The organism is Streptomyces sp. 6-11-2 (assembly GCF_006540305.1).
Classification (GTDB): Bacteria; Actinomycetota; Actinomycetes; order Streptomycetales; family Streptomycetaceae; genus Streptomyces.
In genome coordinates this window covers 1,378,997-1,404,904 of record NZ_BJOR01000001.1, presented here as the reverse complement: position 1 = coordinate 1,404,904, position 25,908 = coordinate 1,378,997, and the positions used below count along the sequence as shown (strand labels likewise).

The following is a 25,908-nucleotide window of genomic DNA, read 5'->3' as shown; positions in this document are numbered from 1 at the left end:
CCCGAGAGCCGGCCGGTCCGTCAGGCGCGGTCGGTCGAGGCGCCGATCAGGTCGGAGACCTTCACCAGGCGGTAGCCCCTCTTGCGCAGCTCCGGTACGACGGCGCGCACCACGCGCTCGGTGGTGGGGGCGGCGCTGCGGGTGCAGTGCATGACCACGACCGAGCCCGGCCTGACCCCGTCCAGGACCTGCCGGACCACGGCGTCCGCGTTCGTCGCGAACGCGTCTCCGCTCACCACGTCCCACTGCACCGCGGTGACGCCGAGACCGCTGAGCGCCCGCAGGGACTGCTGGTCGTAGCAGCCGCCGGGGAAGCGGAAGTACGGCATCGCGTGCGGCACGCCCGCCTTGCGGAACGCCGCGTACGCGCCCTCCACGTCCGACCGCATCCGATTGGCGGGCACTCTGGGCAGGCCGTAGCAGTTCGCGGTGAACGCGTAGTGGCTGTAGGAGTGGTTGGCGAGCTCGAACAGGGGGTCGCTGCCGATGGAGCGGGCCTGGTCGGGGTACTGCTCGGCCCAGCGACCCGTCATGAACACCGTGGCCGGCGCCTTCAGTGCGCGCAGGGTGGCGATGAGTTCCGGGTTGTCGAAGTGCTCGCCCGCCGCCGCGCGCGGTCCCTCGTCGGCGGTCATGTCGGCGTCGAAGGTGAGGGCGACCGTCTTCCCCTTGGTGCGGGGGCCGTGGCTGAAGACGGGGGTCAGACCGCCGGGTCCCGGGGTGAGGGCCGGAGGCCGGGAGGGCGAGGGCCTGGCCGGAGCGGAGGGGGAGGCCGACGCGGACGTGGCGGGGGCCGTCATACCGGTGCGGGACGCCTCGGTGCCGCCGCCGCAGGCGGCCAGGGCGGCGCTGAGAGCGCAGACGGCGGTGATGCGTCGTACAAGTGTGATCACACGATGAACATATGACCTTCTCCGATCACGAGAACGGCGGCACGGCGGTACGGTCACCCGGCCGGTGGCCGGGCGCCGCGGTCCCGGCTCAGCGGCCGTAGCGGGCGGTGAGGGTGCCGGTGGAGAGGGTGTGGCCGCTCAGCGCGCGTCGGACGTCGGCGGCCGTGGCGTCGGGCCTCAGGGCGAGGCGGCGGTCGGCGGCGTACACCGTGAAGACGTAGCGGTGGGGTTTGCCCGGGGGCGGGCAGGGGCCGCTGTAGCCCGTCTTCGAGAAGTCGTTGCGCCCCTGGGCGGCTCCCGGCGGGGTCGCGCCCGTCGGCAGGCTCGTGGTGCGCGGGTCCATGTTCCAGACCAGCCAGTGCGTGAACGTGCCTCCCGGGGCGTCCCGGTCCTCGACCAGCAGGGCCAGCGCCGCCGTGCCCGCGGGAACCCCGGAGAACGCCAGCGGCGGCGAGACGTCCGACCCGGTGCACGTGTAGCGGCCGGGAACGGTGCCGCCGTCGGTGAACGCCGGACTCGACACGGTGATCCGACCCGCGGCACCGAGTGAGGCGGTGCCGGAGTCGCTCGGCGTGGCGGCCCCCGAGCCCCCGCCGCCACCGCACCCCGCGACGCCCCCCAGCGTCGCGATCAGGACAACCCCCACGAACCGGCTGCGCATGCCTCGCACGCTAACGACGGCCCCACGGCGCCGCCACCGCGCGGGGCCGACCGGGGGACGGGTGGGGTACGGGGATGGGCCGGAGGCAAGCCAGTGCCGCGACGGACAGCGTTCGCCCCGTCGCGACGCCCGGCATTCCTGACGCGTCGGACGCCGCTCCTTCAGGGGCAGACGTCGCCCGCCGCGGCACCTGGGCCTCTCGTTTGGATCATGCCGGGCTCGCGGGCCCTGGCACCGCTCCCCCAAGCTCTTCGAGCAGGGGGGTACCCCCAGCCGCGTTGTCGTCGGTCGGCACGGCTCCGCCCTGCCGCCCTCCTCCGCCTCGCGATGCACGGCACCAGACCCCGCTCCCTGATCCGGCCTGATCCAAACGAAAGACCCTAGCTCCTGGTGCGGGCCGCGCTGCCGTCCGGGTCGGGGGTGACCGCGTCGGCGGTGCTCCGCACGGGCGTGATCGGTGCCTCCTCGGGGGCGGGGTCGCCGTCATCCGCGGCTGCCCTCGCACCCTCCGGCAGCTGTTCGGGCGGGCCGGGAGCCGCCGGTGCGGCGCTGCGGTCCAGGCTCCGGTGCGGCTCCGGCTCCGGCTCCCGCTGGGCCTTCTCCAGGAAGCGCAGCAGTTCGACCGGGAAGGGCAGGACCAGGGTGGAGTTCTTCTCGGCGGCGACCGCCGTCACGGTCTGGAGGAGCCGCAGTTGCAGCGCGGCGGGCGTGTCCGCCATCTGCTGGGCCGCCTCGGCCAGCTTCTTCGACGCCTGGAATTCCGCGTCCGCGTTGATGATGCGGGCGCGCCGGTCCCGGTCGGCCTCCGCCTGCCGGGCCATGGACCGCTTCATCGTGTCCGGCAGGGAGACGTCCTTGATCTCCACGCGGTCGATCTGCACGCCCCACCCGACGGCCGGGCTGTCGATCATCAGCTCCAGCCCCTGGTTGAGCTTCTCGCGGTTGGACAGCAGGTCGTCCAGGTCGCTCTTGCCGATGATCGAGCGCAGGGACGTCTGCGCCATCTGCGAGACCGCGAACTTGTAGTCCTCCACCCGGATGAGCGCGCTGGAGGCGTCGACGACCTTGAAGTAGACGACCGCGTCCACGCGTACCGTCACGTTGTCCCGGGTGATGCCCTCCTGGGCCGGGATCGGCAGCGTGACGATCTGCATGTTGACCTTGTAGAGCCGGTCCGCGAACGGGATGATCATGGCCAGGCCCGGCGGCCGCGGCTCGCCGGTCTGCCGCCCGAGGCGGAACACCACCCCGCGCTCGTACTGCTTGACGACCCGCATCGCCGCGGCGAGGTACACGAACCCCACGCAGCCCGCGCTGATCACGGCGGTCACCAGTTCCTGCACCATGACGAGGACTCCTCGACCGGTCGCCGATATGCGCGTTATGCGCCGCTTCAACGATATGCCCGCTCCGAGGTCATGGTCGAGTCGCCGGACGGCCCCGGCTCACAGGCCCGTCACAGGGCCGTGAAGGCGTCCGTCCGCGGGCAGTGCGCCAGCACCGCGCCGGTGTGCACCTCGTAGTACCAGGCGTGCAGGGTGAGCCGGCCGTCCGCGAGCCGCTTCTCGACGCACGGGTACGAGCGCAGCCGCAGCAGCTGGGTCAGGGCGTGGCTCTGGACGCCCTCGGCGACGGCGGGGTCCTCGACGGCTCCGGTGGGCCGGGGCGTCGCGTGGGCCAGCCAGTCCCGTACGGCGGGCACGGCGTCGAGGTCGTCCCCGCGCACGAGGGCACCGACCGCACCGCAGTGGGAGTGGCCGCAGACGACGATGTCGCCGACGCCCAGCACCTCCACCGCGTACTCGATGGTGGCCGCCTCGGCGGTGGGCCGTGCCGAGGCGTAGGGCGGCACGATGTTGCCCGCGGTGCGCAACTCGAACAGCTCACCGGGCCGGGCGCCGGTGATCAGGGCCGGCACGACCCGGGAGTCGGAGCAGGCGATGAACAGGACCTCGGGGGACTGGCCCTCGGCGAGCCGGGCGAAGTCCTCCGGGCGCCGTCCGAACGTACGGGCGTTGTGGATCAGGGGCTGCATGGGGTGACTCCGTGTCTCCGGCGCGGACCGGCCAACGATCAAGAACTGGCCAGGAGACACGGTAGACCCCGGGGAGCCGTCCGCCGGGGCGCTGTCGCGTCAGTGCGTCTCGACGAGCCCCTTGGCGTCCCGGGCGAGGGCGGTCAGGCGGGATATCGCGCGGAAGTACTTCTTGCGGTAGCCGCCGTTCAGCATCTCCTCGCTGAACAGCCGGTCGAAGGGCAGTCCGGAGGCCAGCACGGGCACCTCGCGGTCGTAGAGCCGGTCCGCGAGCACCACGAGCCGCAGCGCCGTCGACTGGTCCGGCACCGGCCGCACGTCGGTGAGGCACACGGCCGCCAACCCGTCGGTCAGGGCGCCGTAACGGCTGGGGTGCACCTTGGCGAGGTGGTCCAGCAGGTGCGGGAAGTCGTCGAGCGAGGCGTTCTCGGTGGCGTACGCCGCCTTCGTCACCTGTTCGTCGGAGTACGGCGCCGGCGCCTCGGGCAGGCCGCGGTGGCGGTAGTCCTCGCCGTCGATGCGCAGCGCGCGGAAGTGCGCGGACAGGCCCTGGATCTCGCGCAGGAAGTCCGTGGCGGCGAAGCGGCCCTCGCCGAGCTTGCCCGGCAGCGTGTTGGAGGTGGCGGCGAGCGCGACGCCCGCGTCGACCAGCCTGCCGAGCAGGGTGGACACCAGAACGGTGTCGCCCGGGTCGTCCAGTTCGAACTCGTCGATGCACAGCAGGCGGTGGCCGGAGAGGGTCTCGACGGTCTTCTGGAAGCCGAGGGCGCCCACCAGGTTGGTCAGCTCCACGAAGGTGCCGAACGCCTTGCGGGCGGGCTCGGCCGGGGTGGCGTGCCACAGGGAGGCCAGCAGGTGGGTCTTGCCGACGCCGTAACCGCCGTCGAGGTACACACCGCGGGGCCCGGCACCGGCGGCCCTGCCCTTGCCCTTCGTCCGGCCCCTGTCGTCGGTCCTGCTCCTGCCGAAGCCGAACAGGCCGCGTCTGCCGGAGCCGGGCGCGGGCGCCACGCCGAGTCCGGCGGCGAAGTCGTCCAGCACCCCGACGGCCTCGGTCTGGCTGGGCTGCTTCGGGTCCGGGATGTACGTCGCGAAGCGCACCGAGTCGAAGCGCGGCGGCGGCACCATCTCGGCGACCAGCCGGTCCGCGGGGACGTGCGGCTCGCGCGCGCACAGGGACAGCGGGGCCGCGGCGGTCAGGGAGCTGAGCCCGGAGGCGGTTGTGGAGGACGACACGGTTCCCCATGGTAAGCGGCGTGGAACACTGCACGTCATGCGACGCCTGTTCCCTGTGACCGACGAAACAGCAGCCCAGACCCCGGAGGGGCCGCACGGGGCCGGTGGTACGAGCGCGCCCGGCGCCCTCGTGGACCGGGAGTGGACCTTCGCCGAGCTGGCCGCCGCGTACGCCTACCCCCAGCGCGGGGTGGCGGGGCGGGAGCCGTGGCTGCGCGCCAACATGGTCGCCACCCTCGACGGGGCCGCCCAGCACGAGGGACGTTCGCAGCCCATCTCCAGCGCCGCCGACATGCGGATCTTCGGCACCCTGCGGGCACTGGCCGACGTGGTGGTGGTCGGCGCGGAGACGGTACGCCAGGAGGGGTACCGCCCGGCCCGGGCCCGGGCGGAGTTCGCGGCGCTGCGGGAGGCGGCCGGGCAGGGCCCGGCTCCGGCGATCGCGATCGTCACGGCGAGCCTGGAGCTGGACTTCTCGCTGCCGCTGTTCACCTCGCCGCTGGTGCCCACGCTGGTCCTCACGGGCGCGGCGGCGGCCCCGGAACGGATCGCGGCCGCGGAGAAGGCGGGCGCCCGGGTGGTGATCGCCGGTGACGGCGCCGGCGTCGACCCCGCCCGCGCCGTGCGGGCGCTGGCCGAACTCGGTCACACCCGCCTGCTCACCGAGGGCGGCCCCCGCCTGCTCGGTCAGATGGTGGCGTCCGGCGTCCTCGACGAAATGTGCCTCACGGTCTCCCCGATGCTCACCGCCGGTGACGCCCAGCGCATCGCGGGCGGTCCCTCCGTCGCGGTCCCGCAACGCTTCACCCTGGCCTCCCTGCTGGAGGACGACGGCTTCCTGTTCGGCAGGTACCGCCGCCCCTGACCGGAGCCCCGCCGTCCGGCTGCCCGGGGGCTCGCGCTCCGGGCAAGCGGAATCAATTGTTCCGGTCCGTGTGCGCCGGGTGCGCCAAATCCCGCGATACCCGTGCGATCACGGGGCAGGATGGTTTCCGCAGGGGCTGCTACGGCCCGTGGAGGGAGACGGAGGGTCCAGGGACCCTCGGAGGAGAAAGGGCGCCTGGTGTTCACAAGCGTATTGATGATCGAGAAGGCCCTGACGTCCGCCGACGTGGAGTTCGTCACCACCTTGCACGGCGAGGAGCCGGTGTTCTTCCACGTGCTGCTCCAGCCGCGCGGGGATCAGGCGGACCGGTTGCTGCGGGCCATCGACGACATCGCGCTCGGCGAACTCGACGAGGCGGCGCGCGAGGGCGAGACCCCCGAGGGCGCGGCCGCGAAGGGCGCCGGGGAGCAGGCCCTGGACGTGTCCCTCCTCGCGCTGCGCGCGGCGGGCAGCCGGGCCGACGGCCGGCTCGTCGAGGACCACCCGCTGGACGCCCTGAAGTCCCTGGTCGCCGAGGTCGACGCCGACGAGGTGATCGTCCTGACCGACCCGCACTACGTGGAGGAGTTCTTCCACCGCGACTGGGCCTCCCGGGCCCGCCACAAGGTGGGCGTACCGGTCCTGAAGCTCTTCTCCCACAGCAAGGCATAGGCTTGGGCGGCGCCCCCGCACGGGGGCGCGCGCACCGTCGTACCGCAGCCGCACCACCTGGGGAGAAAAGCGCATGGCACCCGGCCTTCCTACCGCCATGGACCGACCGCACTTCATCGGCATCGGCGGCGCCGGGATGTCGGGCATCGCGAAGATCCTCGCCCAGCGCGGGGCCAAGGTGGCGGGCAGCGACGCCAAGGAGTCGGCGACCGCGCAGGCACTGCGCGCGCTGGGCGCCACCGTGCACATCGGGCACGCGGCCGGGCACCTCGCCGACGACGCCAGCTGCGTCGTCGTCTCCTCGGCGATCCGCGGGGACAACCCGGAGCTGGCCCGCGCGGCCGAGCTGGGCATCCCGGTCGTCCACCGCTCCGACGCGCTGGCCGCCCTGATGGAGGGCCTGCGCCCGATCGCGGTCGCCGGCACCCACGGAAAGACGACGACCACCTCGATGCTCGCCGTGTCCCTCGGCGAGCTGGGCCTGCGCCCGTCGTACGCCATCGGCGGCGACCTGGACGCCCCCGGCTCCAACGCGCTGCACGGCGACGGCGAGATCTTCGTCGCCGAGGCGGACGAGTCGGACCGCAGCTTCCACAAGTACGCGCCCGAGGTCGCCATCGTTCTCAACGTCGAGCTCGACCACCATGCCAACTACGCCTCGATGGACGAGATCTACGAGTCCTTCGAGACCTTCGTGGACCGGATCGTCCCCGGCGGCACCCTGGTGATCGCCGCCGACCACCCGGGCGCGCGGGAACTGACCCGGCGCGTGTCCGGTGCGGTGCGGACGGTGACGTACGGCGAGTCCGAGGACGCCGACGTACGGATCCTGTCGGTCGTTCCGCAGGGCCTCAAGAGCGAGGTCACCGTCCTGCTGGACGGCACCGAGCTCACCTTCGCCGTCTCCGTGCCCGGCCGCCACTACGCGCACAACGCCGTCGCCGCGCTGGCCGCGGGCGCCGCCCTGGGCGTCCCGGCCGCCGAGCTCGCCTCCGCGCTGGCCGCGTACACCGGTGTCAAGCGCCGCCTTCAGCTCAAGGGTGAGGCCGCCGGCGTCCAGGTCGTCGACTCCTACGCCCACCACCCGACCGAGATGACCGCCGACCTGGAGGCGATGCGCGCGGCCGCGGGCGACGGCCGGATCCTGGTCGTCTTCCAGCCGCACCTGTTCTCCCGCACCCAGGAGCTGGGCAAGGAGATGGGCCAGGCGCTGGCCCTCGCGGACGCCTCCGTCGTCCTCGACATCTACCCGGCCCGCGAGGACCCGGTCCCCGGTGTCACCAGCGAGCTGATCATCGCCGCCGCGCGGGCGGCGGACGCCGACGTGACGGCCGTCCACGACAAGGCCGAGGTGCCCGACGCGGTCGCGGGAATGGCGAAGGCCGGCGATCTTGTTCTCACCATGGGCGCGGGCGACGTCACCGACCTCGGACCGCGCATCCTGGACCGTCTGTCGAAGTGAGGGGCGCGAGACCCATGCCGTACGACGTCGAGAAGCCGGACGAGCAGTGGCAGGCCGAGCTGAGCCCGGCCGAGTACGCCGTGCTGCGCAAGGCCGGCACGGAGCCCGCCTTCACCGGTGAGTACACGGACACCAGGACCAAGGGTGTCTACTCCTGCCGGGCCTGCGGCGCGGAACTGTTCACCTCCGGCACCAAGTTCGAGTCCCACTGCGGCTGGCCGTCCTTCTACGACCCGAAGGACACCGACGCCGTGGAGCTGCTGGAGGACCGCTCCCACGGGATGCTGCGCACCGAGGTGCGGTGCGCGCGCTGCGGGTCGCACCTCGGGCACGTCTTCGAGGGTGAGGGGTACGCGACCCCGACCGACCAGCGGTACTGCATCAACTCGATCTCCCTGCGGCTGGTCCCGGACGAGGGCTGAGGCGGCGGGTCGCGGGTCCCGGCGGACGCCGGGACCCGCGACCGTGTCCGGGAGCACGGGCGGCGCGCCCGTCACAACGCCTCGTCGTCCCACTGGTCGAGCAGCAGGTCGCCCAGGTCCCCGCCGGGCCGCGCCGACCCGCCGTGCAGCGGCTGTTCGGTCCAGATGACCTTGCCGTGGGGTGTGTACCTGGTCCCCCACCGCCGAGCCAGCTGGGCGACGAGGAACAGGCCGCGTCCGCCCTCGTCCGTCAGGGCGGCCCGGCGCGGGTGCGGTGAGGTGCTGCTGCCGTCGGAGACCTCGCAGATGAGGTCGCGGTCGCGCAGCATCCGCACCCGGATCGGCTCGCTGCCGTAGCGGATCGCGTTGGTGACCAGTTCGCTGAGCATCAGCTCGGTGTCGAAACCCACCTCCTCCAGTCCCCACGCGTCCAGCTGCCGGGCGCACGCCGCGCGCACCGGGGCGACGGACGCGGAGTCGCGGGGCACGTCCCACTCCACGACGTCCGCCGGGTCCAGCAGCCGGGTGCGGGCCACCAGCAGTGCCACGTCGTCGCTGGGGCGCGGTGGCAGCACGGCGTCGATCACCTCCCGGCACGTCTCCTCCGGGCTCCGGTCGGGCCGGCCGGCCAGGGTGTCGCGCAGCAGGGCGAGGCCGGTGCCGATGTCCCTGTCCCGGTCCTCGACCAGCCCGTCGGTGTAGAGGACCAGGAGCGAACCCTCCGCCAGGTCCAGCTCGGCGGTCCCGACGGGCAGGCCCGCCGCCAGGCCGAGGGGCGGGGAGGCGGGCACCTCGGGGAAGATCACCGTGCCGTCGGGACGTACCAGCGCCGGCCCGGGGTGACCCGCGGTCGCCACGGTGCAGCGTCCGCCGGCGGGGTCGTAGATCGCGTACAGGCAGGTGGCCCCCGTGACCGTGTCGGCCTCGGCCTCGGCCGCCCGGTCCTGGTCGATCCGGGTGACCAGTTCGTCGAGGTGGACCAGGATCTCGTCGGGCGGCAGGTCGAGGGCCGAGAAGTTGAGCACCGCGGTGCGCAGGCGGCCCATGGTGGCGGCGGCGTGCAGACCGTGTCCGACGACGTCGCCGACGACGAGGGCCACGCGCGCGCCCGACAGCGGGATCACGTCGAACCAGTCCCCGCCCACGCCGCCGGCCTGCGCGGGCAGATAGCGGTGGGCCACCTCCAGCGCGTTCTGCTCGGGCCGCCCCCGGGGCAGCAGGCTGCGTTGCAGGGTCACGGCGACGCCGTGCGCGTGGGTGTAGCGGCGTGCGTTGTCGATGGACACGGCCGCCCGCGCGACCAGTTCCTCGGCGAGGGAGCGGTCGTCGTCGTCGAAGGGGCTGCGCCGGTCCGTCCGCCAGAAGTCGGCCAGTCCCAGCAGGACGCCCCGCGCCCGCATCGGTACCGCGATGAGCGAGCGGATCCCGTGGTCGAGGATCCTCGCGGCCGTCTCCGGGCTCTGGACCCGCCAGTCGCGGGCTGCGCCCAGATCGGCCTCCAGCACCGCGTGACCGGTCTCCAGCGCCGCCGCCATCGGGGTGCCGGGCACCCAGGTGATCCGCCCTCCGACGGGGAAGACGGGCGGGTCCAGGCTGTCGCCGAGGATGACCGTGCGGCGCATGTCCGCCGTGTCCGTCGGCTCGTCGCCGCGCAGGACGGGCTCCAGCAGCTCGACGGTGACCAGGTCGGCGAACCTGGGGACGGCGACCTCCGCCAGTTCCTCGGCGGTCCGTACGACGTCCAGGGCGGTGCCGACCCGCACACCCGCGTCGTACAGCAGCCGCAGACGCTCCTGAGCCTCCTCGACCCGGCCCGAGAGGGCGCGCAGCTCCGTGGTGTCCCGCAGCGTCGTCACACTGCCGGCCGGGCCTCCGGCGCGGTCCGTGAGACGGGTGTTGACGATCAGCAGCCGGTCTCCCGCGAGGAGCACCTCGTCGCTGGCCACCCGCCCGGAGGACAGCAGCTCGGCCACCCGCGGTTCGAGGCCGAGATCGGCGATCCGGCGTCCCTCCGCGTCCGCCGGCAGGCCGAGCAGCCGCCGCGCCTCGTCGTTGGCCAGGAGCAGCCGGCCCTCGCCCGAGAGGACGAGGACGCCCTCCCGCACGGAGTGCAGGACGGCGTCGTGGTGCTCGTACATCCGCGTCAGCTCGACGTGGCCCAGACCATGGGTCTGCCGCCGCAGCCGCCTGCTCGCCCACGCCGATCCGCACGTGGCCAGGACGAGCGCGCCCCCCACGCCGCCGAGCAGGACCGGCAACTGGTGCTGGACCGTCGTGTTCACCGTCCCGAGCGTGATCGCGACGCTCACGACGCCCGCGACCGAGCCGTCCGGCCGGAAGACCGGGACGATCGAGTCGACCGCGGGGCCGCGGGTCGCGTTGATGACCTCCGTGAAGGGCCTGCCCTCCACCGCCTGCTTGTACGGGCCTATGACGTGCTTGCCGATCAGGGCGGGGTCGGGGTGCGTGAGCCGGATCCCGTCCGGCCGGTAGACGACGACGAAGGCCACACCCGTCCGCTTCCGGGTCTCCTCGGCGCGCGGCTGGAGGATCGCCGTCGGATCGCGGCTGTCGAGGGCCTGCGCCGTCCCGGGGGCACTGGCGAAGGACTCGGCGACGGAGCGGGTGCGGTGCCGGGCGTCCGCCAGGCTGTTGTTCCAGGTCTCGAGCACGAGGACGGCGCCCGCGGCGATGATGAGCACCAGCAGCATCACCATCTGGACGGCGAACGCCTGCGCGGCGAAGCTGCGCACGCCCGGCGCCGGGCGCCGCCGCCACGCGGGCGTGTGCCGAGGCCCGTGCGCGTCGCCGGTCCGAGTCCGCCGTCCCCGCTCCGGCTCCGGGTCCGCGCGGTGCCGGAGCGGACGACGGCCGGTGCGGACGTTGGACATCAGGATCCGGCATCGGTCGAGAAGTCCGGCCATGTGTTCATTTTCCAGCACCGGCGGCCACGGCGGAGTCACCGGCGGCTACCGGGGCGGCGGCCGCCCGGGGAGTCGCGGGCACTTTGCGGGGCACTCGCACGGTGGGACAATATGGGACACAGGTGGCGTCATCGGCGCCACCGGCACTCTTCGCTTTCCTTGGTGAGGCGGGTGGAAGACATGGACATAGCCTCCTACGCCGTACTGGCCGTGGCACCCAATGTGTGGGCCACCTTCGGCGCCTTCATCGGCGGACTCGTCATCGTGATCGCCTTGGTGTGGGCCGTCGGTATGGGCATCGGTGTGATGCGCCGCGAGCCGGACCGGCCGACCGAGGCGGAGCAGCCGCACCTGCCGGTCACCGGCGCCGTCCACGAGATCAGGGAGATGCGGGAGCTGGACGAGCTCCACCCGGACGACGGGGAGCGGCTCATGCCCTATGAGCTGCACGCCACCGGAACCCGCCGCAGCCAGGACCAGCACCGGCGGCGCTGGCATCCGGGCAGCAGCGGATCCTTCGGCGGTGGCGGCCCCGGCCGGACCTGACCCGGCCCCGGCCGCACCCGTCCAGGGGACGGGCCTTCGGGCCCGCCCCCGCCCCTTGCCGGGGCCGGGGCGCCGGGGGCGGGGCAGGGCGGAGACGTGGCGCGGATCGCGTAGGCCGACCGGTGTCGCGGACGCGATGCTGGGTAGGCGTCGGTGTCGAAAGGCGCCACGGGGCCTGGGAACCGTCCGGTCGGGCGGGCCCGCGCGCCGGGCTCACAGCTTGCGCACGGTGCGGTTACGGGGGACGGGGGTGTCACGTGCGGTCGTCGCACGTCACAAGGTGCTCGGACCATTCCCGCAACGGCCCGCGCGACCTTGGCGGAGAGCGGGCAGCTCCTGCCAGACCCGAAGGGTATTCGGCGTTTTGATACGGATAGATTCAGTCACCAAGCGGTATCCGGACGGCACGCTGGCTGTCGACCGGCTCTCGCTCGACATACCGGACCGCTCGATCACCGTCCTCGTCGGACCGTCGGGATGTGGCAAGACCACCACTCTGCGCATGATCAACCGGATGGTGGAGCCGACCGGGGGCACCATCCTCCTCGACGGCGTCGACATCCAGGAACAGCCCGTCAACGCCCTGCGCCGGTCCATGGGGTACGTCATCCAGCACGCGGGGCTCTTCCAGCACCGCACCATCGTGGACAACATCGCGACCGTGCCCCGCCTGCTCGGCTGGGGCAAGCAGAAGGCCCGCGCGCGGGCGGCCGAGTTGATGGAGCGGGTCGGCCTCGACGCCTCGCTCGCCAAGCGCTACCCGTACCAGCTCTCCGGCGGCCAGCAGCAGCGCGTCGGCGTGGCGCGGGCGCTCGCCGCCGACCCGCCGGTGCTGCTGATGGACGAGCCGTTCTCCGCCGTGGACCCGGTGGTGCGCAAGGGCCTCCAGGACGAACTGCTCCGCATCCAGGAAGAGTTGGGCAAGACCATCGTCTTCGTCACGCACGACATCGACGAGGCCGTCAAAATCGGCACGATGGTGGCGGTCCTGCGCACCGGCGGCCGGCTGGCCCAGTACGCCCCGCCCGCCGAACTGCTCTCCGCGCCCGCGGACGACTTCGTGGAGGACTTCCTCGGTATCGACCGCGGCATCCGCCGGCTGTCCTTCTTCGCCTCCGGGGGACTGGAGTTGACGAAGACCCCGATCGTCACCGCCGACTCCACCGCCGAGCAGATCGCCGCCCGCGCCACCCCCGACGTGCCCTACCTCCTCGTCACCGACCCGGACGGCAGGCCCCTCGGCTGGAGCGAGCCGGGCGCGCTGGGCGACGGCCCCCTCGACGCCGCACGGCTCCTCTCCCACGGGCGGCCCTTCGAGTACGGCACCGATTCGCTGCGCGCCGCCCTCGACGGCGCCGTGCTCTCGCCGACCGGCTGGGCGGTCGCCGTGGACGGCACCGGCCGCGCGGTCGGCGTCGTCTCGCAGCAGACCATCGGCGAGGCGATCCGCAGCGCCCACGCCGAGGGGCGTACCGGGGCGGAGGCCGGCGCGGGGGCCGCGGCGGAGGCCGGCGCCGAGGCCGGGGTCGCCGGATGAACCGATTCTTCGACATTCCGAGCGACCTTCAGCACAGCTGGTTCGGCCTGATCGGACTGCACCTGCGCGAGGCGCTGCTGCCGGTGCTGGCCGGTCTCCTCGCCGCCCTGCCCCTCGCCCAGCTGTGTGTGCGCTTCCGCTGGCTGTACCCGCCCGTGCTGGGTCTGACGACGGTGCTGTACGCGATCCCGTCGCTGGCGTTCTTCGTCGTCCTCATCGACTACACCGGCCAGACCGAGCTCACCGTGATGATCCCGCTCGCCGTCTACAGCCTCGTCGTGCTCGTCCCGGCGATCGTCGACGGCGTCCGCTCGGTGCCGCAGGAGACGCTGGCCGCGGCCACCGCCATGGGCCTGGGGCCCGTACGCCGGTACCTCCAGGTGCAGTTGCCGATCGCGGTGCCCGCCATCATCGCGGGGCTGCGGGTGGCCGCCGTCTCCAGCATCTCGCTCGTCAGCGTCGGGATGCTGATCGGCAACCAGGGCGCCCTCGGCAATCTGCTCCACGACGCGCAGATCTACAACCGGCCCGAACTCGCCTGGAACTCCGTCCTCACCACGGCGGCCCTGGCGGTCGTCGTCGACGCCGTGCTGGTCCTCGTACGCCTGCTGCTGACCCCCTGGATGCCGCGCGGCACCCGTCGCGGCATCCCCACGGACGCCGAGGCCCGGCCCGAACCGGCCACGCCCGCACGGGAGGACGCCGCCCGGTGAACGTACTCCACTTCGTCAACGCCTTCTTCAGCGACGCGGCCCACTGGAAGGGCTACGACGGCATCCCCACGCGCCTCGCGGAGCACGTCCAGTACTCCCTGATGGCCCTGGGCCTGGCCGCCGTCATCGGCCTGCCGGTCGGCCTGGTCACCGGGCACTACGGGCGCGGCGGCAACGCCCTCGCCCTGATCGCCACCGCCGGGCGGGCGCTGCCCAGCTTCGGTCTGCTGGTGCTGATGGTGATCCTGCTCGGCTTCGGCAAGATCCCCGTGATGATCCCGCTGGTCGTCCTCGCCGTCCCGCCGATCCTGATCACGACCTACGAGGCGATGCGCTCCGTCGACCCCTCGCCGGTGGACGCGGCCCGGGGCATGGGCATGGCCGAGTCGCGCGTCCTGTTCCAGGTCGAACTGCCCGTCGCCCTCCCGCTGATCCTCAGCGGACTGCGGTCGGCGGCCATCCAGATCGTCTCCACGGCCACCATCGCCGCGTACGTCAGCCTCGGCGGCCTCGGCCGGTACATCGTCGACGGCCTCTACCAGCACGACTACGAGAAGGTCGTGGGCGGGGCCACGCTGGTCGCCGTGATGGCGCTGGCGACGCTCGCGGTGTTCTGGGCGGTCGCGCGGGTGACGGTGTCGCCCGGGGTGCGCCGTGGCGGCTGACCGCGGGCGGCGAAGCGGCACCCCGGGGCCGGGGCGGATCCCCGGCCTCCCCGGGCGCCCTCCGTCCTCACCACCTGCCACGCATCGAAGCCGATCGGTGACCCGGCGCCTCTTGACTGACGAAGAAGCCGCTGGATTGGATCAAACGGCGGTGCTCGCGTCCCGCGTGCCGCCGCCGCTGCCATGTGCCCGACCAACCTCTCAGCCGGGAACGGGAATTGTGACTTCCAACACGAAGAGCACCAAGTCCAGCAAGAGCCACTTCGGGGCGGCCGCCGTCGCACTCGCCGCCTCCGCGGCGCTTCTCGCGGGGTGTTCGTCCGGTGGCTCCTCCGGCAAGGACCCGCTCGCGGAGGGCAGGGCGGGCGCCGGCACGGTCGTCGTCGGCTCCAACAACTTCGCCGAGAGCATCCTGATCGCCGACATCTACGGCGAGGCCCTGAAGGCCAAGGGCATCAAGGTCGAGTACAAGCCCAACATCGGCAGCCGCGAGACCACCTACGGTCTGCTCAAGAACGGCTCGATCACCGTGCTGCCCGAGTACAACGGGGCGCTGCTGGCGTATCTCGACTCCAAGGCCGCCCCGCAGACGGTCGAGGCGACGACGGCCGCCATCGGCGCCAAGCTCGACTCCGGGCTGACGCTGCTCGAACCGGCGCCCGCGGAGGACAAGGACTCCGTCACCGTCAACGCCACGACGGCGAAGAAGTACGGCCTCACCGAGAAGTCCTCCATCGCGGACCTCAAGGACGCCGCCAAGGACCTGGTCATCGGCGGCTCGCCGGAGTTCCAGGCCCGGCACCAGGGCCTCAAGGGCCTGAAGTCCGAGTACGGGCTGGAGTTCAAGTCCTTCAAGGCGTTGGACGCGGGCGGCCCGCTGACCCAGGCGGCGCTGAAGAAGAACACCGTGCAGGTCGCCGACCTGTTCACCACGGATCCGACCATCGCCAAGGAGAAGTTCGTCGTCCTTCAGGACCCGAAGAACCTCTTCGGCTTCGAGAACGTCCAGCCGCTGGTGTACAAGTCCGGCCTGGACCAGAAGGGCGTCGACGCGCTCAACGCGGTCTCCGCCAAGCTGGACACGGCCACCCTGCTGGACCTGGACACCCAGGTGCAGTCGCAGAACAAGGACCCGCTCGACGTGGCCAAGGCCTGGCTGAAGTCCGCGGGCCTCGACTGACCGACCGCGGTGGGGACACGGCCCGCGGGGCCGTGACACCGCTCCCTCGCCGGGTACCGGACGACCGTCCGGCACCCGGCGAGGCGTCGAGCCGCGGGACCCGCCGGCTCAGAGGTCGAACTCGTGCGGCGGCAGCCCCAGGGCGAAGCAGGCCTCGCGCACCATGGCCTGCTCGGTCTTGTCGAAGTCGCCGTCCGCGCCGCCGATGACGATGCCGATCTGGACGACGGCACGGGCCTCGGCGGGCTTCTTCTTCGCCTTGGCGATCTCCTGCAACACGCTGACCTTGCCGAAGTCGAAGTCCGCGGTCAGCCTGTTCAGGTTCTCCTCGAAGCGGCGGCGCAGATCGTCCGCGGGGAAGTTCTGCAGCACCTCGTTGGTGGCGATCAGCTGTGCGACACGCTGGCGCTCCGAAGGGTCGACGGTGCCGTCGGCGGCGGCCACGAGGGCGCACATCGCCATGCTCGCGTCCCGGAAGGCACCGCTCTTCAGGTCGTTCTTCTTCGCCACGAGCTGGGTCTGCATCTGCGTCGCGGAGTCCTTGATGCGGTCCCACAGGGCCATGTGCTCTCCAAGTGTGGTGTCGGGTGGCCTAACACGTTCCGTGCTGCATCTACAGCAACGTAGAAACTAGCGGAGCGACGGATAAGTTCCGGTGGACGAGTTCCGGCGGGTCCCGTTCGTACGGGGCCGCCTAGACTGGTGCGGCTCGTACCTGGCGTGCGGGCGTGCGCGAACAGGAGGAAGACGACCGTGGCGGCAGCCGGCAGTGGCTTCGAGGATCCGCCCGCCGACGTGCTCGCGGAGGCGGCCGCGGCCTTCGGGCTGCTCGCCTCGCCCGCCCGGCTGCACATCGTGTGGGCACTGGCCCAGGGCGAGAGCGACGTCACCGGGCTCGCCGAGCGGGTCGGCGGGGCGCTGCCCGCCGTCAGCCAGCACCTGACCAAACTCAAGCTCGCCGGGCTCGTCCGCTCCCGCCGCGAGGGCCGGCGGCAGGTCTACTTCGTCGACGACCCCGACGTGGTCGACGTCGTACGGCTCACGGTCGCCCGGCTCACCGACCGGGGAGCCGACGCCGACGCCCCGGCGCGCCGCCTCCGTGGCCTCTGAGCTCGCGGCGGCGCGCCCGGCCGAGCCGGAGGGAACACCCCTCCAGGTACTGCGGCGGCTCGACAGCGGTCCGCGCGGGCTGACCGACGCCGAGGCGGAGGCACGACTGGCGGCGGTCGGCGAGAACACGGTCCCCGAGGTGCGCACCCCGTCCTGGCCCCTGCTGTGGGTGCGCTCCCTGCGGGACCCGTTCACCGCCGTACTGCTCTGCCTGGGCCTGGTCTCCACGCTCGTCGCCTCCTGGGGGACCGCCGCGGTGATCCTCAGCCTGGTCGTGGTCAGCTGTGTGCTGCGCGCGACCGGCGAGCACCGGGCCGACCGGTCCATGGCCGCCCTGCGTGAACTGGTCGCCGGCACCGCCACCGTGCTGCGGCGGACGGCCGGCGGGGAACGGCCGCGCGCCCGGGAGGTCCCGGTCACCGAACTGGTGCCGGGCGACGTGCTCCGGCTCGGCCCCGGCGACCGCGTACCGGCCGACGTACGACTCCTGCGCGCCCGAGGGCTGACCGTGCATCAGGCCGCGCTGACCGGCGAGTCCGCCCCGGTCGCCAAGGCGGCCGTGGAGGAGCCGGGGCTCGGGGAAAGCGGCCCGTTCGGACAGGCGCACCTGTGCTTCCAGGGCAGCAGCGTCGCCACCGGCACGGCCACCGCCGTGGTGGTGCACACGGGCGCGCGCACGCGGTTCGCCGCCGCCCACGGGACCGCGGGCCGCGGGCGCGGGGACCGGACGGCCCTCAGCGCCTTCGACCGCTCCGTGCAGGGCATCTCCTGGGTGCTCATCCGGTTCATGCTGCTGACGCCGCCGCTGGTGCTGGTGGCGAACGCGGCGCTGCGCGGGCGCGGCCTGGAGACGCTGCCCTTCGCCGTGGCGGTGGCCGTCGGGCTCACACCCGAGATGCTGCCGGTGATCGTCACCCTCTGCCTGGCCCGCGGCACCCGGCAGCTCGCGGGGGCGCACGGCGTCATCGTCAAGCGGCTGCCCGCACTGCACGACCTGGGCGCCGTCGACGTGCTCTGCGTCGACAAGACCGGCACCCTCACCCAGGACCGGCCCGTCGTCGAACGGGCCCTCGACGCGGACGGCCGGGACGACCCGGAGGTGCTGCGCTGGGCCGCGGTCGGCGCCTGGTGGACCCTCCAGCTCGCCGAACTGCCCGCCCCGGACGCGCTCGACGAGGCACTCCTGGAGGCCGCCGGAGCGGTCGGCGAGGAGCACGACGGGGTCGCGGCCGTCCCCTTCGACCCGGTACGGCGCCTGGCCACCGCCGTGGTGCGGGGCCGGTTCGGCAGGCACGTCCTCGTCGTCCGGGGCGCCGTGGAGGACGTACTGGAGCGCTGCGCGCTGGAGCCCGCCGAGCGCGAGCGCCTGCGGGAACTCGCCGCGCGCGAGGCGGACGCCGGGCTGCGGCTGCTGGCCCTCGCCACCGCCGAACGCGCCGCCCGCACCGGCGACTACACCCCCGCCGACGAGCGCGGCCTCACCTTCCGGGGCCTGATCGCCTTCCGTGACGCGCTCGCGCCGACCGCGGCCGAGGCCCTGCGCGGGCTCGCCGAGGCCGGTGTCACCGTGAAGATCCTCACCGGCGACCACCCCGGCACGGCGGCGCGCGTCTGCCGTGACCTGGGGCTCGAGGTGGGGGAGGTGCACACGGTGGGCTCCGGGCCCGGCGGGGACGGGGACCTCGCGGCGGCCGCAGCCCGTTCCACCGTCTTCGCCCGCTGCACGCCGGACGACAAGGCCCGGGTCGTGGCCGCGCTGCGGGACGCGGGGCACACCGTCGGCTTCCTCGGCGACGGCGCCAACGACGTGCCCGCGCTGCGGGCCGCCGACGTCGGCGTCGCACCGCGGGCGGCCTGCGACATCGCCCGGGACAGCGCCGACGTGGTGCTCGCCGACAAGGACCTCACCGCGATCGGCCACGCCGTGGTCGCCGGCCGGCGGGCCAGCGGCAACATCGCCTCCTATCTGCGCGTCACGCTCTCGTCCAACCTCGGCAACGTCATAGCGATGCTCGTCGCGGGCCTGCTGCTGCCCTTCCTGCCGATGCTCCCGGTGCAGGTGCTCGTCCAGAACCTCTGCTTCGACGCGGCCCAGTCGTCCTTCGCCCACGACCGTCCGGGAAGGGCGGCGCTGCGCCGCCCGACCGCGCTGCGGCCGCGTGCCTTCCTGCGGTTCATCACCGGGTTCGGCGCGCTCAACGCGGTCGCGGACTTCGCGACCTTCGCCGTCCTCGCCCTCGTTCTGTGGGGACCCGACGCGCTGAACGACGAGGCCGTCTTCCACTCGGCCTGGTTCACCGAGAACCTGCTGACCCAGGCGCTGGTGATGGTGCTCCTGCGCACCGGCCGGGACGAGGGCGGCCGACGGCGGCTGCCCGGACCCGTCGGCCGGGCCGCGGCCGGCCTCGCCCTCGCCGGGCTGCTGCTCCCGGTCAGTCCGCTGGGCCCGCCGCTGGGCATGACAGGGCTTCCGTTGCCCTACTACGTTCTGCTCGCCGCCGTCCTGGCACCGTACGGACTCGCCCTCGCGGCGGCGGTCCGGCGGTACGAGCGGCGAACTCCGGAAGCCGTCGGGCCCGGGTACGCCGCCGAGGCTCCTGGTCAGGAAGCCGGCCGGAGCCGAGGCGAGTGCCGGTCATCGGCCGGCACGAGCGTGTTCAGCGGCCGCGCAGCCGCAGGGCGAGGGCGGCGCCCCCGGTGAGCACCAGTACCACGGCGGCGCCGCCCGCCAGCAGTGGCGCGGAAGGACCCTGGCCGGCGTCGGTCGCGGACGCCACCGGGCTGCTGTCGGGAGCGCCCGAACGCGCCTGAGCGGCGGCGGAGTCCGGTGTCTGCCGCGCGGGATCGGTCGTGTACGGCCCGTGCGAGTGGCCCGGACTCGGGGCCTGCGTGCCCGGCTCCGGCGTACCGGCGGCCGGGCTCCCGCCCGAGCGGCCGGAGTCACCCGGCTTGGCCGGCCCGGCCGTTCCGCTCGTGCCGCCCGAACCGCTCGTGCCGCCGGTCCCCTTTGTCCCCTTTGTCGCCTTTGTCGCCTTCGCGAACACCACGTCCGAGCACGAGTAGTAGGTGTCCGGCGTGCTGCTGTTCTGCCAGATGGTGAACAGCACATGACGGCCCGCCCGGTCGGCGGGCAGCGTCGCCCCGATGCGGTACGCGCCGCCCGTCAGCGGTGGGTCCTTGACCTCGGCGAAGGGCTGGGCGGGCAGGTCCGACCAGGTCAGCGGCTTCGTCGGGTCGTAGCCCTGCCTGGTCAGATAGAGCTTGAACGTGCCCTCGTGCGGGATCGTCGAGGCGTACGCCATCGTGAGCCCCGCGCCCGGCACCAGACGGGTCGACGGCCAGTCGTCGCGGGCGAGGTCGAGGCCCTTGTACGCGGGCAGTCCTCCGCTGCACAGCTTTCCGTCGGGGACGACCTGGCGGTCCCGGCCACCCACGCTCGCCACCCGCAGGTTGTCCCACGCGGTGAAAGGGGCTCCGTTCGCGGCGACGGCCGCCCGGCAGGCGGCCGAACCGGCCCGGCCGCCCCCGTCCGGCGAGCAGGCGAACACCCGGCTGACCGGGTCGGTCGGGGCGCCGTGCGCGTGTGCGGGCCCGGCCGCCCACACCATGAGCAGGGCCGACACCGCCGTAGCGGCTGCGGTGCGCCCGAGGGGCGCGGTCGTCCGGGTCATCGGGAGACGTCTCCTGGGCCGACGGGGAAACGGGCTGCTGCGCGGTCCAGTACGGGCGGCGGGCGCGAAGCGTTCAACCGGCCCGCGAGTGGTGGCACATGAGCGCGGACGGGCGGCGGGCGCCGATACAGCGCGTCCCGTCTGCTTCCACCGGCGGCGCACGCTTCCGGAGCGCCGAGGGTGACGGCGGAAGGTCCAAGGGGCCCTGGTGGACGCCTCGGAGCCGTGAGCTATCGTGTACGCGGAGTGAGAAACAAACGGCACGCCCCGTTCGTTAACGGCCCCGGGAGTGTTCTGTCCATGCCGAGGCAGTTACGCGCCGAACAGACCCGCGCGTCGATCATCACGGCCGCCGCCGACCTGTTCGACCGGCACGGCTACGAACGGACCAGCCTGAGCGACATCGTCACACACGCACACGTCACCAAGGGCGCCCTGTACTTCCACTTCGCGGCCAAGGAGGATCTGGCCCACGCCATCCTGGAGTTGCAGTCCCGGGCCGCCCGGCAGGTGACCAGTCGCGTGGACGAGCAGGGCTACTCGTCGCTGGAGGCCCTGATACGCATCACCTACGCGCTCACCCGTCTCACCGTGGAGGGCCCCGTCACCCGCGCCGGCCTGCGACTGGCCACCGGAGGAGTCGAGGTGCGCCCGCCGCTGCGGCACCCGTTCACCGAGTGGCTGGACATCGCCACCGGCAAACTCCTCGGCGCCGTCAAGGAGTACGAGATCCAGCAGGACGTCGACGTCCACGCCGTCGCGCACTCCCTCGTCTGCTTCTTCGTCGGCACCCGGGTCGCCGGCCGGCCCCTGGAACCCATGGCGCGGCTGCCGCGCAGGACGACCGAGATGTGGCACCTGCTGATCCGCGGCCTCGTGCCGGTGCACCGGCGCCCCCGCTATCTGAGCCTCGCCACCCGGCTGGAGCGGGAGATCGTCGTCGTATGACCCGCCGGGTACGGTGAGGCGCATGCCCGCCAACCCGTCCGCGCCCGTACTCGTCGGCGACGAACCCGGTTCCTTCCCGCACAGCGTGCTGGCCGAACGGCACCCGGCCGTCATCCGGCAGGTGCGCGACGCCTTCCCCTACGGACCCGGGCAGCACCGGGCCCTGGACGCGCTGCTGGAGAGCTGCGCCGAGGGCGTGATCGACGACCTTCCCGCCGCCGCGCCCGACCGCGACCGCTGGCAGGACTGGGGCCTGGGACAGTACGCCGGCCACTCCTGGTTCGACGTGCCGTGGCTGTGGTCCGAGAGCTACTTCTACCGCCGGCTCCTCGAAGCCGTCGGCTACTTCGCACCCGGCCCCTGGCAGGGCATCGACCCCTTCCGCCCGTCCAAACTCGCCGAACTCGACTCCCCGGAGACCGACGAGGAACTGGCGGCGCTCGACGAACTGGGGGGCAAGCCGGCGGCGGAGCGCGCGGACGCCCTGCTGCACGGCTCGCTCTGGGGCAACCGCGCCGACCTCGGCTTCCGGCTGTCGGCGGGCGGCGCCGAGGCCGGACCGCCCGTCCCCGCCCTGGTCGCCGACGACAGGGAGGCCCTCTGGTCGCTGCTGCCGCCCTCCGGCAGCGGCACGCTCTGCCTGGTCGCCGACAACGCAGGCCGCGAACTCGTCCCCGATCTCCTCCTCGTCGCCCACCTCCTCGCCCAGGGCCGCGTCCGGCGGGCGGTCCTGCACGTCAAGCCGTACCCGTACTACGTCTCCGACGCCACCACCGCCGACGTCGTCGACGCCGTGCGCCGGCTGACGGCGGCTCCCGGCGCGGCCGCGGAACACGGACGCCGCCTGTGGGCGGCGATGGCCGACGGCCGGCTGACGGTCCGGGCACACCCCTTCTCCTGCGCCCCGCTGCCCTACGCCGACATGCCCGCCGACCTGCGCGAGGAGTTCGCCGCGGCCACGCTGACCGTGTTCAAGGGCGACCTGAACTACCGGCGGCTGGTGGGCGACCGGCTGTGGCCCCCGACCACGCCGTTCGCGGACACCACCGGCTACTTCCCCGGCCCCCTCGCCGCCCTGCGCACCCTGAAGTCCGACGTGATCACCGGCCTGGACGCGGACACCGAGGCCGCGCTGGACGCCGCCGAGGGCGAGCGCTGGCGCGTCGCGGGCACGCACGCGCTGATCCAGGTCGGGACCTGAGCCGCCGGCCGGCCGCACCGCGCGACAACCCCATTCACGTGCGGATTCACGCGATGGAGTGATCCAGTTGGTGCGTACGGATGGTGCCGGAGTGTCGCGGGTAGGGCCCGGCCATGACGCAGCAGCCCTTCGAACTCCCGCACTTCTACATGCCGTATCCCGCGCGGCTCAACCCGAACGTCGACGAGGCCCGAGCCCACTCGACGCGGTGGGCGCGCGACATGGGCATGCTGGAGGGCTCCGGGATCTGGGAGCAGTCCGACCTCGACGCGCACGACTACGGACTGCTCTGCGCCTACACCCACCCCGACTGCGACGGGCCCGCCCTGTCGCTCATCACCGACTGGTACGTGTGGGTCTTCTTCTTCGACGACCACTTCCTGGAGACCTTCAAGCGCAGCCAGGACCGCGCGGGCGGCAAGGCCTACCTGGACCGGCTTCCCCTGTTCATGCCCCTCGACCCCGAAACCCCCGTCCCCGAGCCGCGCAACCCGGTCGAGGCCGGCCTCGCCGACCTGTGGGCGCGTACGGTGCCGTCGATGTCGGCCGACTGGCGCCACCGGTTCGCGGTGGCCACCGAGCACCTGCTGAACGAGTCCCTGTGGGAGCTGTCGAACATCAACGAGGGGCGGATCGCCAACCCCGTCGAGTACATCGAGATGCGCCGCAAGGTCGGCGGCGCGCCCTGGTCGGCGGGGCTGGTGGAGTACGCGACCGCCGAAGTGCCCGCCGCCGTCGCCGGAACCCGGCCGCTCAGGGTGCTGATGGAGACGTTCTCCGACGCCGTGCACCTGCGCAACGACCTGTTCTCCTACCAGCGTGAGGTGGAGGACGAGGGGGAGTTGAGCAACGGCGTCCTGGTCCTGGAGACCTTCTTCGGGTGCACCACCCAGGAGGCCGCCGACTCCGTCAACGACGTCCTCACCTCCCGCCTCCACCAGTTCGAGCACACCGCGCTCACCGAAGTGCCCGCAGTGGCACTGGAGAAGGGCCTCACCCCGGTCGAGACCGCGGCGGTGGCGGCGTACGCCAAGGGCCTCCAGGACTGGCAGTCCGGCGGCCACGAGTGGCACACGCGCTCCAGCCGGTACATGAACGAGCGGGCCCGGCCCACCAGCCCCTGGCAGCGACTGGCCGGCCCCGGCACCTCGGCGGCCGACGTGGGGGCGCTGCTCGCGGCGGCCGGGGCGGAGAGGCTGCGCGCGTACACGCACGTGCCCTTCGAGAAGGTCGGTCCGTCCCGCATCCCCGACCTCCGCATGCCCTACCCGCTGGGGCTGAGCCCGCATCTGGACCGTTCCCGGCGAAGGCTCGTCGACTGGTGCCACAGCATGGGCATCCTCGAGGAGGGCGTGTGGGACGAGGACAAGCTCGCCGCCTACGACCTCGCGCTGTGCTCGGCCGGCATCGACCCGGACGCCACGCCCGAGGCGCTCGACCTGAGCGCGCAGTGGCTCGCCTTCGGCACCTACGGCGACGACTACTACCCGCTGGTGTACGGGCACCGCCGCGACCTCGTCGCCGCGAAGGCGACCACGGCACGCCTGTCGGCCTGCATGCCCGTGGCGGGGGAGGCGGCGCCGGTCCCGCTCAACGCCATGGAGCGGAGTCTGACCGACCTGTGGGCGCGCACCACCGCGGAGATGACCCCCGACCAGCGGCGCACCCTGAAGCACGCCGTCGACTCGATGACCGAGAGCTGGGTGTGGGAGCTGTCCAACCAGCTCCAGAACCGCGTCCCCGACCCGGTCGACTACCTGGAGATGCGGCGCGCCACCTTCGGCTCCGACCTCACCCTGAGCCTGTGCCGGATGGGATACGGCCCGGCCATCCCCGCGGAGGTCTACCGCAGCGGCCCGGTCCGCTCCCTGGAGAACGCGGCCGTCGACTACGCCTGCCTTCTCAACGACGTCTTCTCGTACCAGAAGGAGATCGAGTACGAGGGCGAGATCCACAACGCGATCCTGGTCGTACAGCACTTCTTCGGCATCGATTACCCGGCCGCGCTCAAGGTCGTCCAGGACATGATGAACCAGCGCATGCGTCAGTTCGAGCACGTCGTCGCCCACGAACTGCCCGTCGTCCAGGACGACTTCGAGCTGTCCGAGGAGGCGCGGGCGGCCCTGCTCGGCTATGTCGCCGACCTGCAGAACTGGATGGCGGGCATCCTCAACTGGCACCGGAACGTGGACCGCTACAAGGCCGAGTGGCTGGGCCGCCGGGCCCACGCCTTCCTCCCGGACCGTCCGCCGGTCCCCGCCCTCCCCGTGGGCTGACCGCCCACCGAACAGCGGCAGCCGGAGGCGGTCGATGGAACAGACAGCGTTGCGTCCCAAGCCGATGCCGGGACAGGAACCCGGCGGTGGCGAGCACGGCCCGGTACGGCGCCCGTTCGCCGCGCGCCGCCGCGGCCGCCGGCTCGCGGCCCTGGCATGCGGGCTGCTTGCCGCGATCGTCCTGGTCCTGTCCGGGGTGGGCCTCGGCGCGGTGGGCCTCACGGTGATCGGCACGAGCAGGCCCGCCCCCGCCGAGCCGCAGCGGCCGGCCGGCACCCGGGCGCGCACGGATCCGGCGCCCGTCTCCGCGCCCGCACCGGTGCGTCCGACCCTGGGCGTGGAGGTGGTGGACGACGGCAGGCCCGGAGCCCGGGTGGTCGGCGTCCACGTCCCCGGCCCCGGGTACACGGCGGGCCTGGTCCGCGGGGACGTACTCCTCGTCTTCGGCAGAACCCGGGTGGACACGGCGGCGGACCTGGCCCGCGCGGTCGCCGGGTCCCGCCCGGGGCAGCCGGTGGTCCTCACCGTGCGCCACGCCGGCGGCGGCTACCAGCAGCTGACGGTCACCCCGGGGATCGTCACATGACGGCTCCCGCCGCATCCCGAGGCCCGGCCTGGCTCATGCCCCGTACCCGGCCCCGTCCTGTGCCCTGCCGCGGTCCGTGGTCCGCCTCCGTCTGTGGCCCTGCCTTGGGCTCGTGACTCGTGCCTCGACTCGTCCTGTGCCCTGGTCCGTCCCGTGCCCCGGCCCGCTACGTGCTCCGTCCCGGTCCGTGCTTCGCCCCGGTCTGTGGCCCGTCCCGTTTCGTGCCCTGTCGCGGTCTGTGGTTTGCGCGCTGGTCTGTGGCGTGACCTGTGCCGCGTGCCGTGGCTCGCCCCGGTCCGTGGCCC

23 protein-coding genes are annotated in these 25,908 nt (G+C 73.1%); 15 read left to right on the top strand and 8 right to left on the bottom strand.

The annotated features are described in order from the left end of the window. Window positions 1–20: 20 nt before the first annotated feature. The 5 genes from TNCT6_RS05695 to zapE all read right to left on the bottom strand — a co-directional run bounded on the left by TNCT6_RS05695 (window position 21) and on the right by zapE (window position 4,825). A complete protein-coding gene (locus TNCT6_RS05695) occupies window positions 21–893 on the bottom strand; it encodes a polysaccharide deacetylase family protein (RefSeq protein ID WP_141357208.1) in 873 nt (290 codons plus the stop codon). Window positions 894–981: 88 nt separating this feature from the next. Beyond that, window positions 982–1,554 (bottom strand): YbhB/YbcL family Raf kinase inhibitor-like protein, encoded by a 573-nt coding sequence (locus TNCT6_RS05690; RefSeq protein WP_141357206.1) that lies wholly within the window; start codon window positions 1,552–1,554, stop codon window positions 982–984. A gap of 380 nt (window positions 1,555–1,934) precedes the next feature. Further along, on the bottom strand, window positions 1,935–2,900 hold the full coding sequence (locus tag TNCT6_RS05685; protein ID WP_141357204.1) for a slipin family protein: 966 nt from the start codon (window positions 2,898–2,900) through the stop codon (window positions 1,935–1,937). Window positions 2,901–3,010: 110 nt separating this feature from the next. Then, window positions 3,011–3,589 carry a carbonic anhydrase gene (locus TNCT6_RS05680; RefSeq protein WP_141357202.1) on the bottom strand — a complete coding sequence of 193 codons (579 nt, stop codon included), beginning with the start codon at window positions 3,587–3,589 and terminating at the stop codon, window positions 3,011–3,013. A 99-nt stretch (window positions 3,590–3,688) separates the two neighbouring features. Further along, the gene (gene zapE / locus TNCT6_RS05675; RefSeq protein ID WP_141357200.1) at window positions 3,689–4,825 is read right to left on the bottom strand and encodes a cell division protein ZapE; all 1,137 of its coding nucleotides are present in this window, start codon (window positions 4,823–4,825) and stop codon (window positions 3,689–3,691) included. Window positions 4,826–4,862: 37 nt separating this feature from the next. Here zapE and TNCT6_RS05670 point away from each other — a divergent pair, with 37 nt between their 5' ends. The 4 genes from TNCT6_RS05670 (at window position 4,863) to msrB (ending at window position 8,246) form a co-directional block, all read left to right on the top strand. Continuing rightward, entirely contained in the window at window positions 4,863–5,690 is an 828-nt protein-coding gene (locus TNCT6_RS05670; protein WP_141357197.1) for a pyrimidine reductase family protein, read from the top strand. 198 nt (window positions 5,691–5,888) lie between these two features. After that, window positions 5,889–6,362, top strand: a complete 474-nt coding sequence (locus TNCT6_RS05665) for an indole-3-glycerol phosphate synthase (protein WP_172632809.1) — start codon at window positions 5,889–5,891, stop codon at window positions 6,360–6,362. A 73-nt stretch (window positions 6,363–6,435) separates the two neighbouring features. Continuing rightward, window positions 6,436–7,824 carry a UDP-N-acetylmuramate--L-alanine ligase gene (gene murC, locus TNCT6_RS05660; RefSeq protein ID WP_141357195.1) on the top strand — a complete coding sequence of 463 codons (1,389 nt, stop codon included), beginning with the start codon at window positions 6,436–6,438 and terminating at the stop codon, window positions 7,822–7,824. A 14-nt stretch (window positions 7,825–7,838) separates the two neighbouring features. After that, the gene (gene msrB, locus TNCT6_RS05655; RefSeq protein ID WP_141357193.1) at window positions 7,839–8,246 is read left to right on the top strand and encodes a peptide-methionine (R)-S-oxide reductase MsrB; all 408 of its coding nucleotides are present in this window, start codon (window positions 7,839–7,841) and stop codon (window positions 8,244–8,246) included. Between the two features lie 71 nt (window positions 8,247–8,317). Here msrB and TNCT6_RS05650 read toward each other — a convergent pair whose 3' ends face one another. Further along, window positions 8,318–11,170: a SpoIIE family protein phosphatase gene (locus tag TNCT6_RS05650; protein WP_373996155.1), complete on the bottom strand. Its 2,853-nt coding sequence runs from the start codon at window positions 11,168–11,170 to the stop codon at window positions 8,318–8,320. 180 nt (window positions 11,171–11,350) lie between these two features. Here TNCT6_RS05650 and TNCT6_RS05645 point away from each other — a divergent pair, with 180 nt between their 5' ends. The 5 genes from TNCT6_RS05645 to TNCT6_RS05625 all read left to right on the top strand — a co-directional run bounded on the left by TNCT6_RS05645 (window position 11,351) and on the right by TNCT6_RS05625 (window position 15,811). After that, on the top strand, window positions 11,351–11,716 hold the full coding sequence (locus tag TNCT6_RS05645; RefSeq protein WP_141357191.1) for a DUF6479 family protein: 366 nt from the start codon (window positions 11,351–11,353) through the stop codon (window positions 11,714–11,716). Window positions 11,717–12,080: 364 nt separating this feature from the next. Then, window positions 12,081–13,253, top strand: a complete 1,173-nt coding sequence (locus TNCT6_RS05640; RefSeq protein ID WP_172632808.1) for an ABC transporter ATP-binding protein — start codon at window positions 12,081–12,083, stop codon at window positions 13,251–13,253. Next, window positions 13,250–13,966, top strand: coding sequence for an ABC transporter permease (locus TNCT6_RS05635; protein WP_141357189.1), 717 nt, complete (start codon window positions 13,250–13,252; stop codon window positions 13,964–13,966). The genes TNCT6_RS05640 and TNCT6_RS05635 overlap by 4 nt, the downstream gene beginning before the upstream one ends. Continuing rightward, window positions 13,963–14,631: an ABC transporter permease gene (locus TNCT6_RS05630; RefSeq protein ID WP_141357187.1), complete on the top strand. Its 669-nt coding sequence runs from the start codon at window positions 13,963–13,965 to the stop codon at window positions 14,629–14,631. The genes TNCT6_RS05635 and TNCT6_RS05630 overlap by 4 nt, the downstream gene beginning before the upstream one ends. Window positions 14,632–14,851: 220 nt before the next feature. Beyond that, a complete protein-coding gene (locus TNCT6_RS05625) occupies window positions 14,852–15,811 on the top strand; it encodes an ABC transporter substrate-binding protein (protein ID WP_141357185.1) in 960 nt (319 codons plus the stop codon). A 108-nt stretch (window positions 15,812–15,919) separates the two neighbouring features. Here TNCT6_RS05625 and TNCT6_RS05620 read toward each other — a convergent pair whose 3' ends face one another. Beyond that, window positions 15,920–16,375 carry a tellurite resistance TerB family protein gene (locus TNCT6_RS05620; protein ID WP_141357183.1) on the bottom strand — a complete coding sequence of 152 codons (456 nt, stop codon included), beginning with the start codon at window positions 16,373–16,375 and terminating at the stop codon, window positions 15,920–15,922. 189 nt (window positions 16,376–16,564) lie between these two features. Between TNCT6_RS05620 and TNCT6_RS05615 the strand changes: the two genes are divergently transcribed. Together TNCT6_RS05615 and mgtA are read left to right on the top strand one after the other, a co-directional pair. Next, a complete protein-coding gene (locus TNCT6_RS05615) occupies window positions 16,565–16,921 on the top strand; it encodes a metalloregulator ArsR/SmtB family transcription factor (RefSeq protein WP_141357181.1) in 357 nt (118 codons plus the stop codon). Beyond that, window positions 16,911–19,622, top strand: a complete 2,712-nt coding sequence (gene mgtA / locus TNCT6_RS05610) for a magnesium-translocating P-type ATPase (protein WP_141357179.1) — start codon at window positions 16,911–16,913, stop codon at window positions 19,620–19,622. Before TNCT6_RS05615 ends, mgtA begins: the two co-directional genes overlap by 11 nt. Here the strand turns inward: mgtA and TNCT6_RS05605 are convergent. Beyond that, complete coding sequence (locus TNCT6_RS05605) at window positions 19,579–20,592, bottom strand: lytic polysaccharide monooxygenase (RefSeq protein ID WP_141357177.1); 1,014 nt, start codon at window positions 20,590–20,592, stop codon at window positions 19,579–19,581. The genes mgtA and TNCT6_RS05605 overlap by 44 nt on opposite strands. Window positions 20,593–20,892: 300 nt before the next feature. Between TNCT6_RS05605 and TNCT6_RS05600 the strand changes: the two genes are divergently transcribed. The 4 genes from TNCT6_RS05600 to TNCT6_RS05585 all read left to right on the top strand — a co-directional run bounded on the left by TNCT6_RS05600 (window position 20,893) and on the right by TNCT6_RS05585 (window position 25,603). Beyond that, entirely contained in the window at window positions 20,893–21,540 is a 648-nt protein-coding gene (locus TNCT6_RS05600; protein ID WP_141357175.1) for a ScbR family autoregulator-binding transcription factor, read from the top strand. Between the two features lie 22 nt (window positions 21,541–21,562). Continuing rightward, window positions 21,563–22,741 carry a damage-control phosphatase ARMT1 family protein gene (locus TNCT6_RS05595; RefSeq protein WP_141357173.1) on the top strand — a complete coding sequence of 393 codons (1,179 nt, stop codon included), beginning with the start codon at window positions 21,563–21,565 and terminating at the stop codon, window positions 22,739–22,741. A 113-nt stretch (window positions 22,742–22,854) separates the two neighbouring features. Beyond that, complete coding sequence (gene cyc2, locus TNCT6_RS05590) at window positions 22,855–25,017, top strand: germacradienol/geosmin synthase Cyc2 (RefSeq protein ID WP_141357171.1); 2,163 nt, start codon at window positions 22,855–22,857, stop codon at window positions 25,015–25,017. 34 nt (window positions 25,018–25,051) lie between these two features. Next, window positions 25,052–25,603, top strand: a complete 552-nt coding sequence (locus TNCT6_RS05585; RefSeq protein WP_141357169.1) for a PDZ domain-containing protein — start codon at window positions 25,052–25,054, stop codon at window positions 25,601–25,603. Window positions 25,604–25,908: the final 305 nt, after the last annotated feature.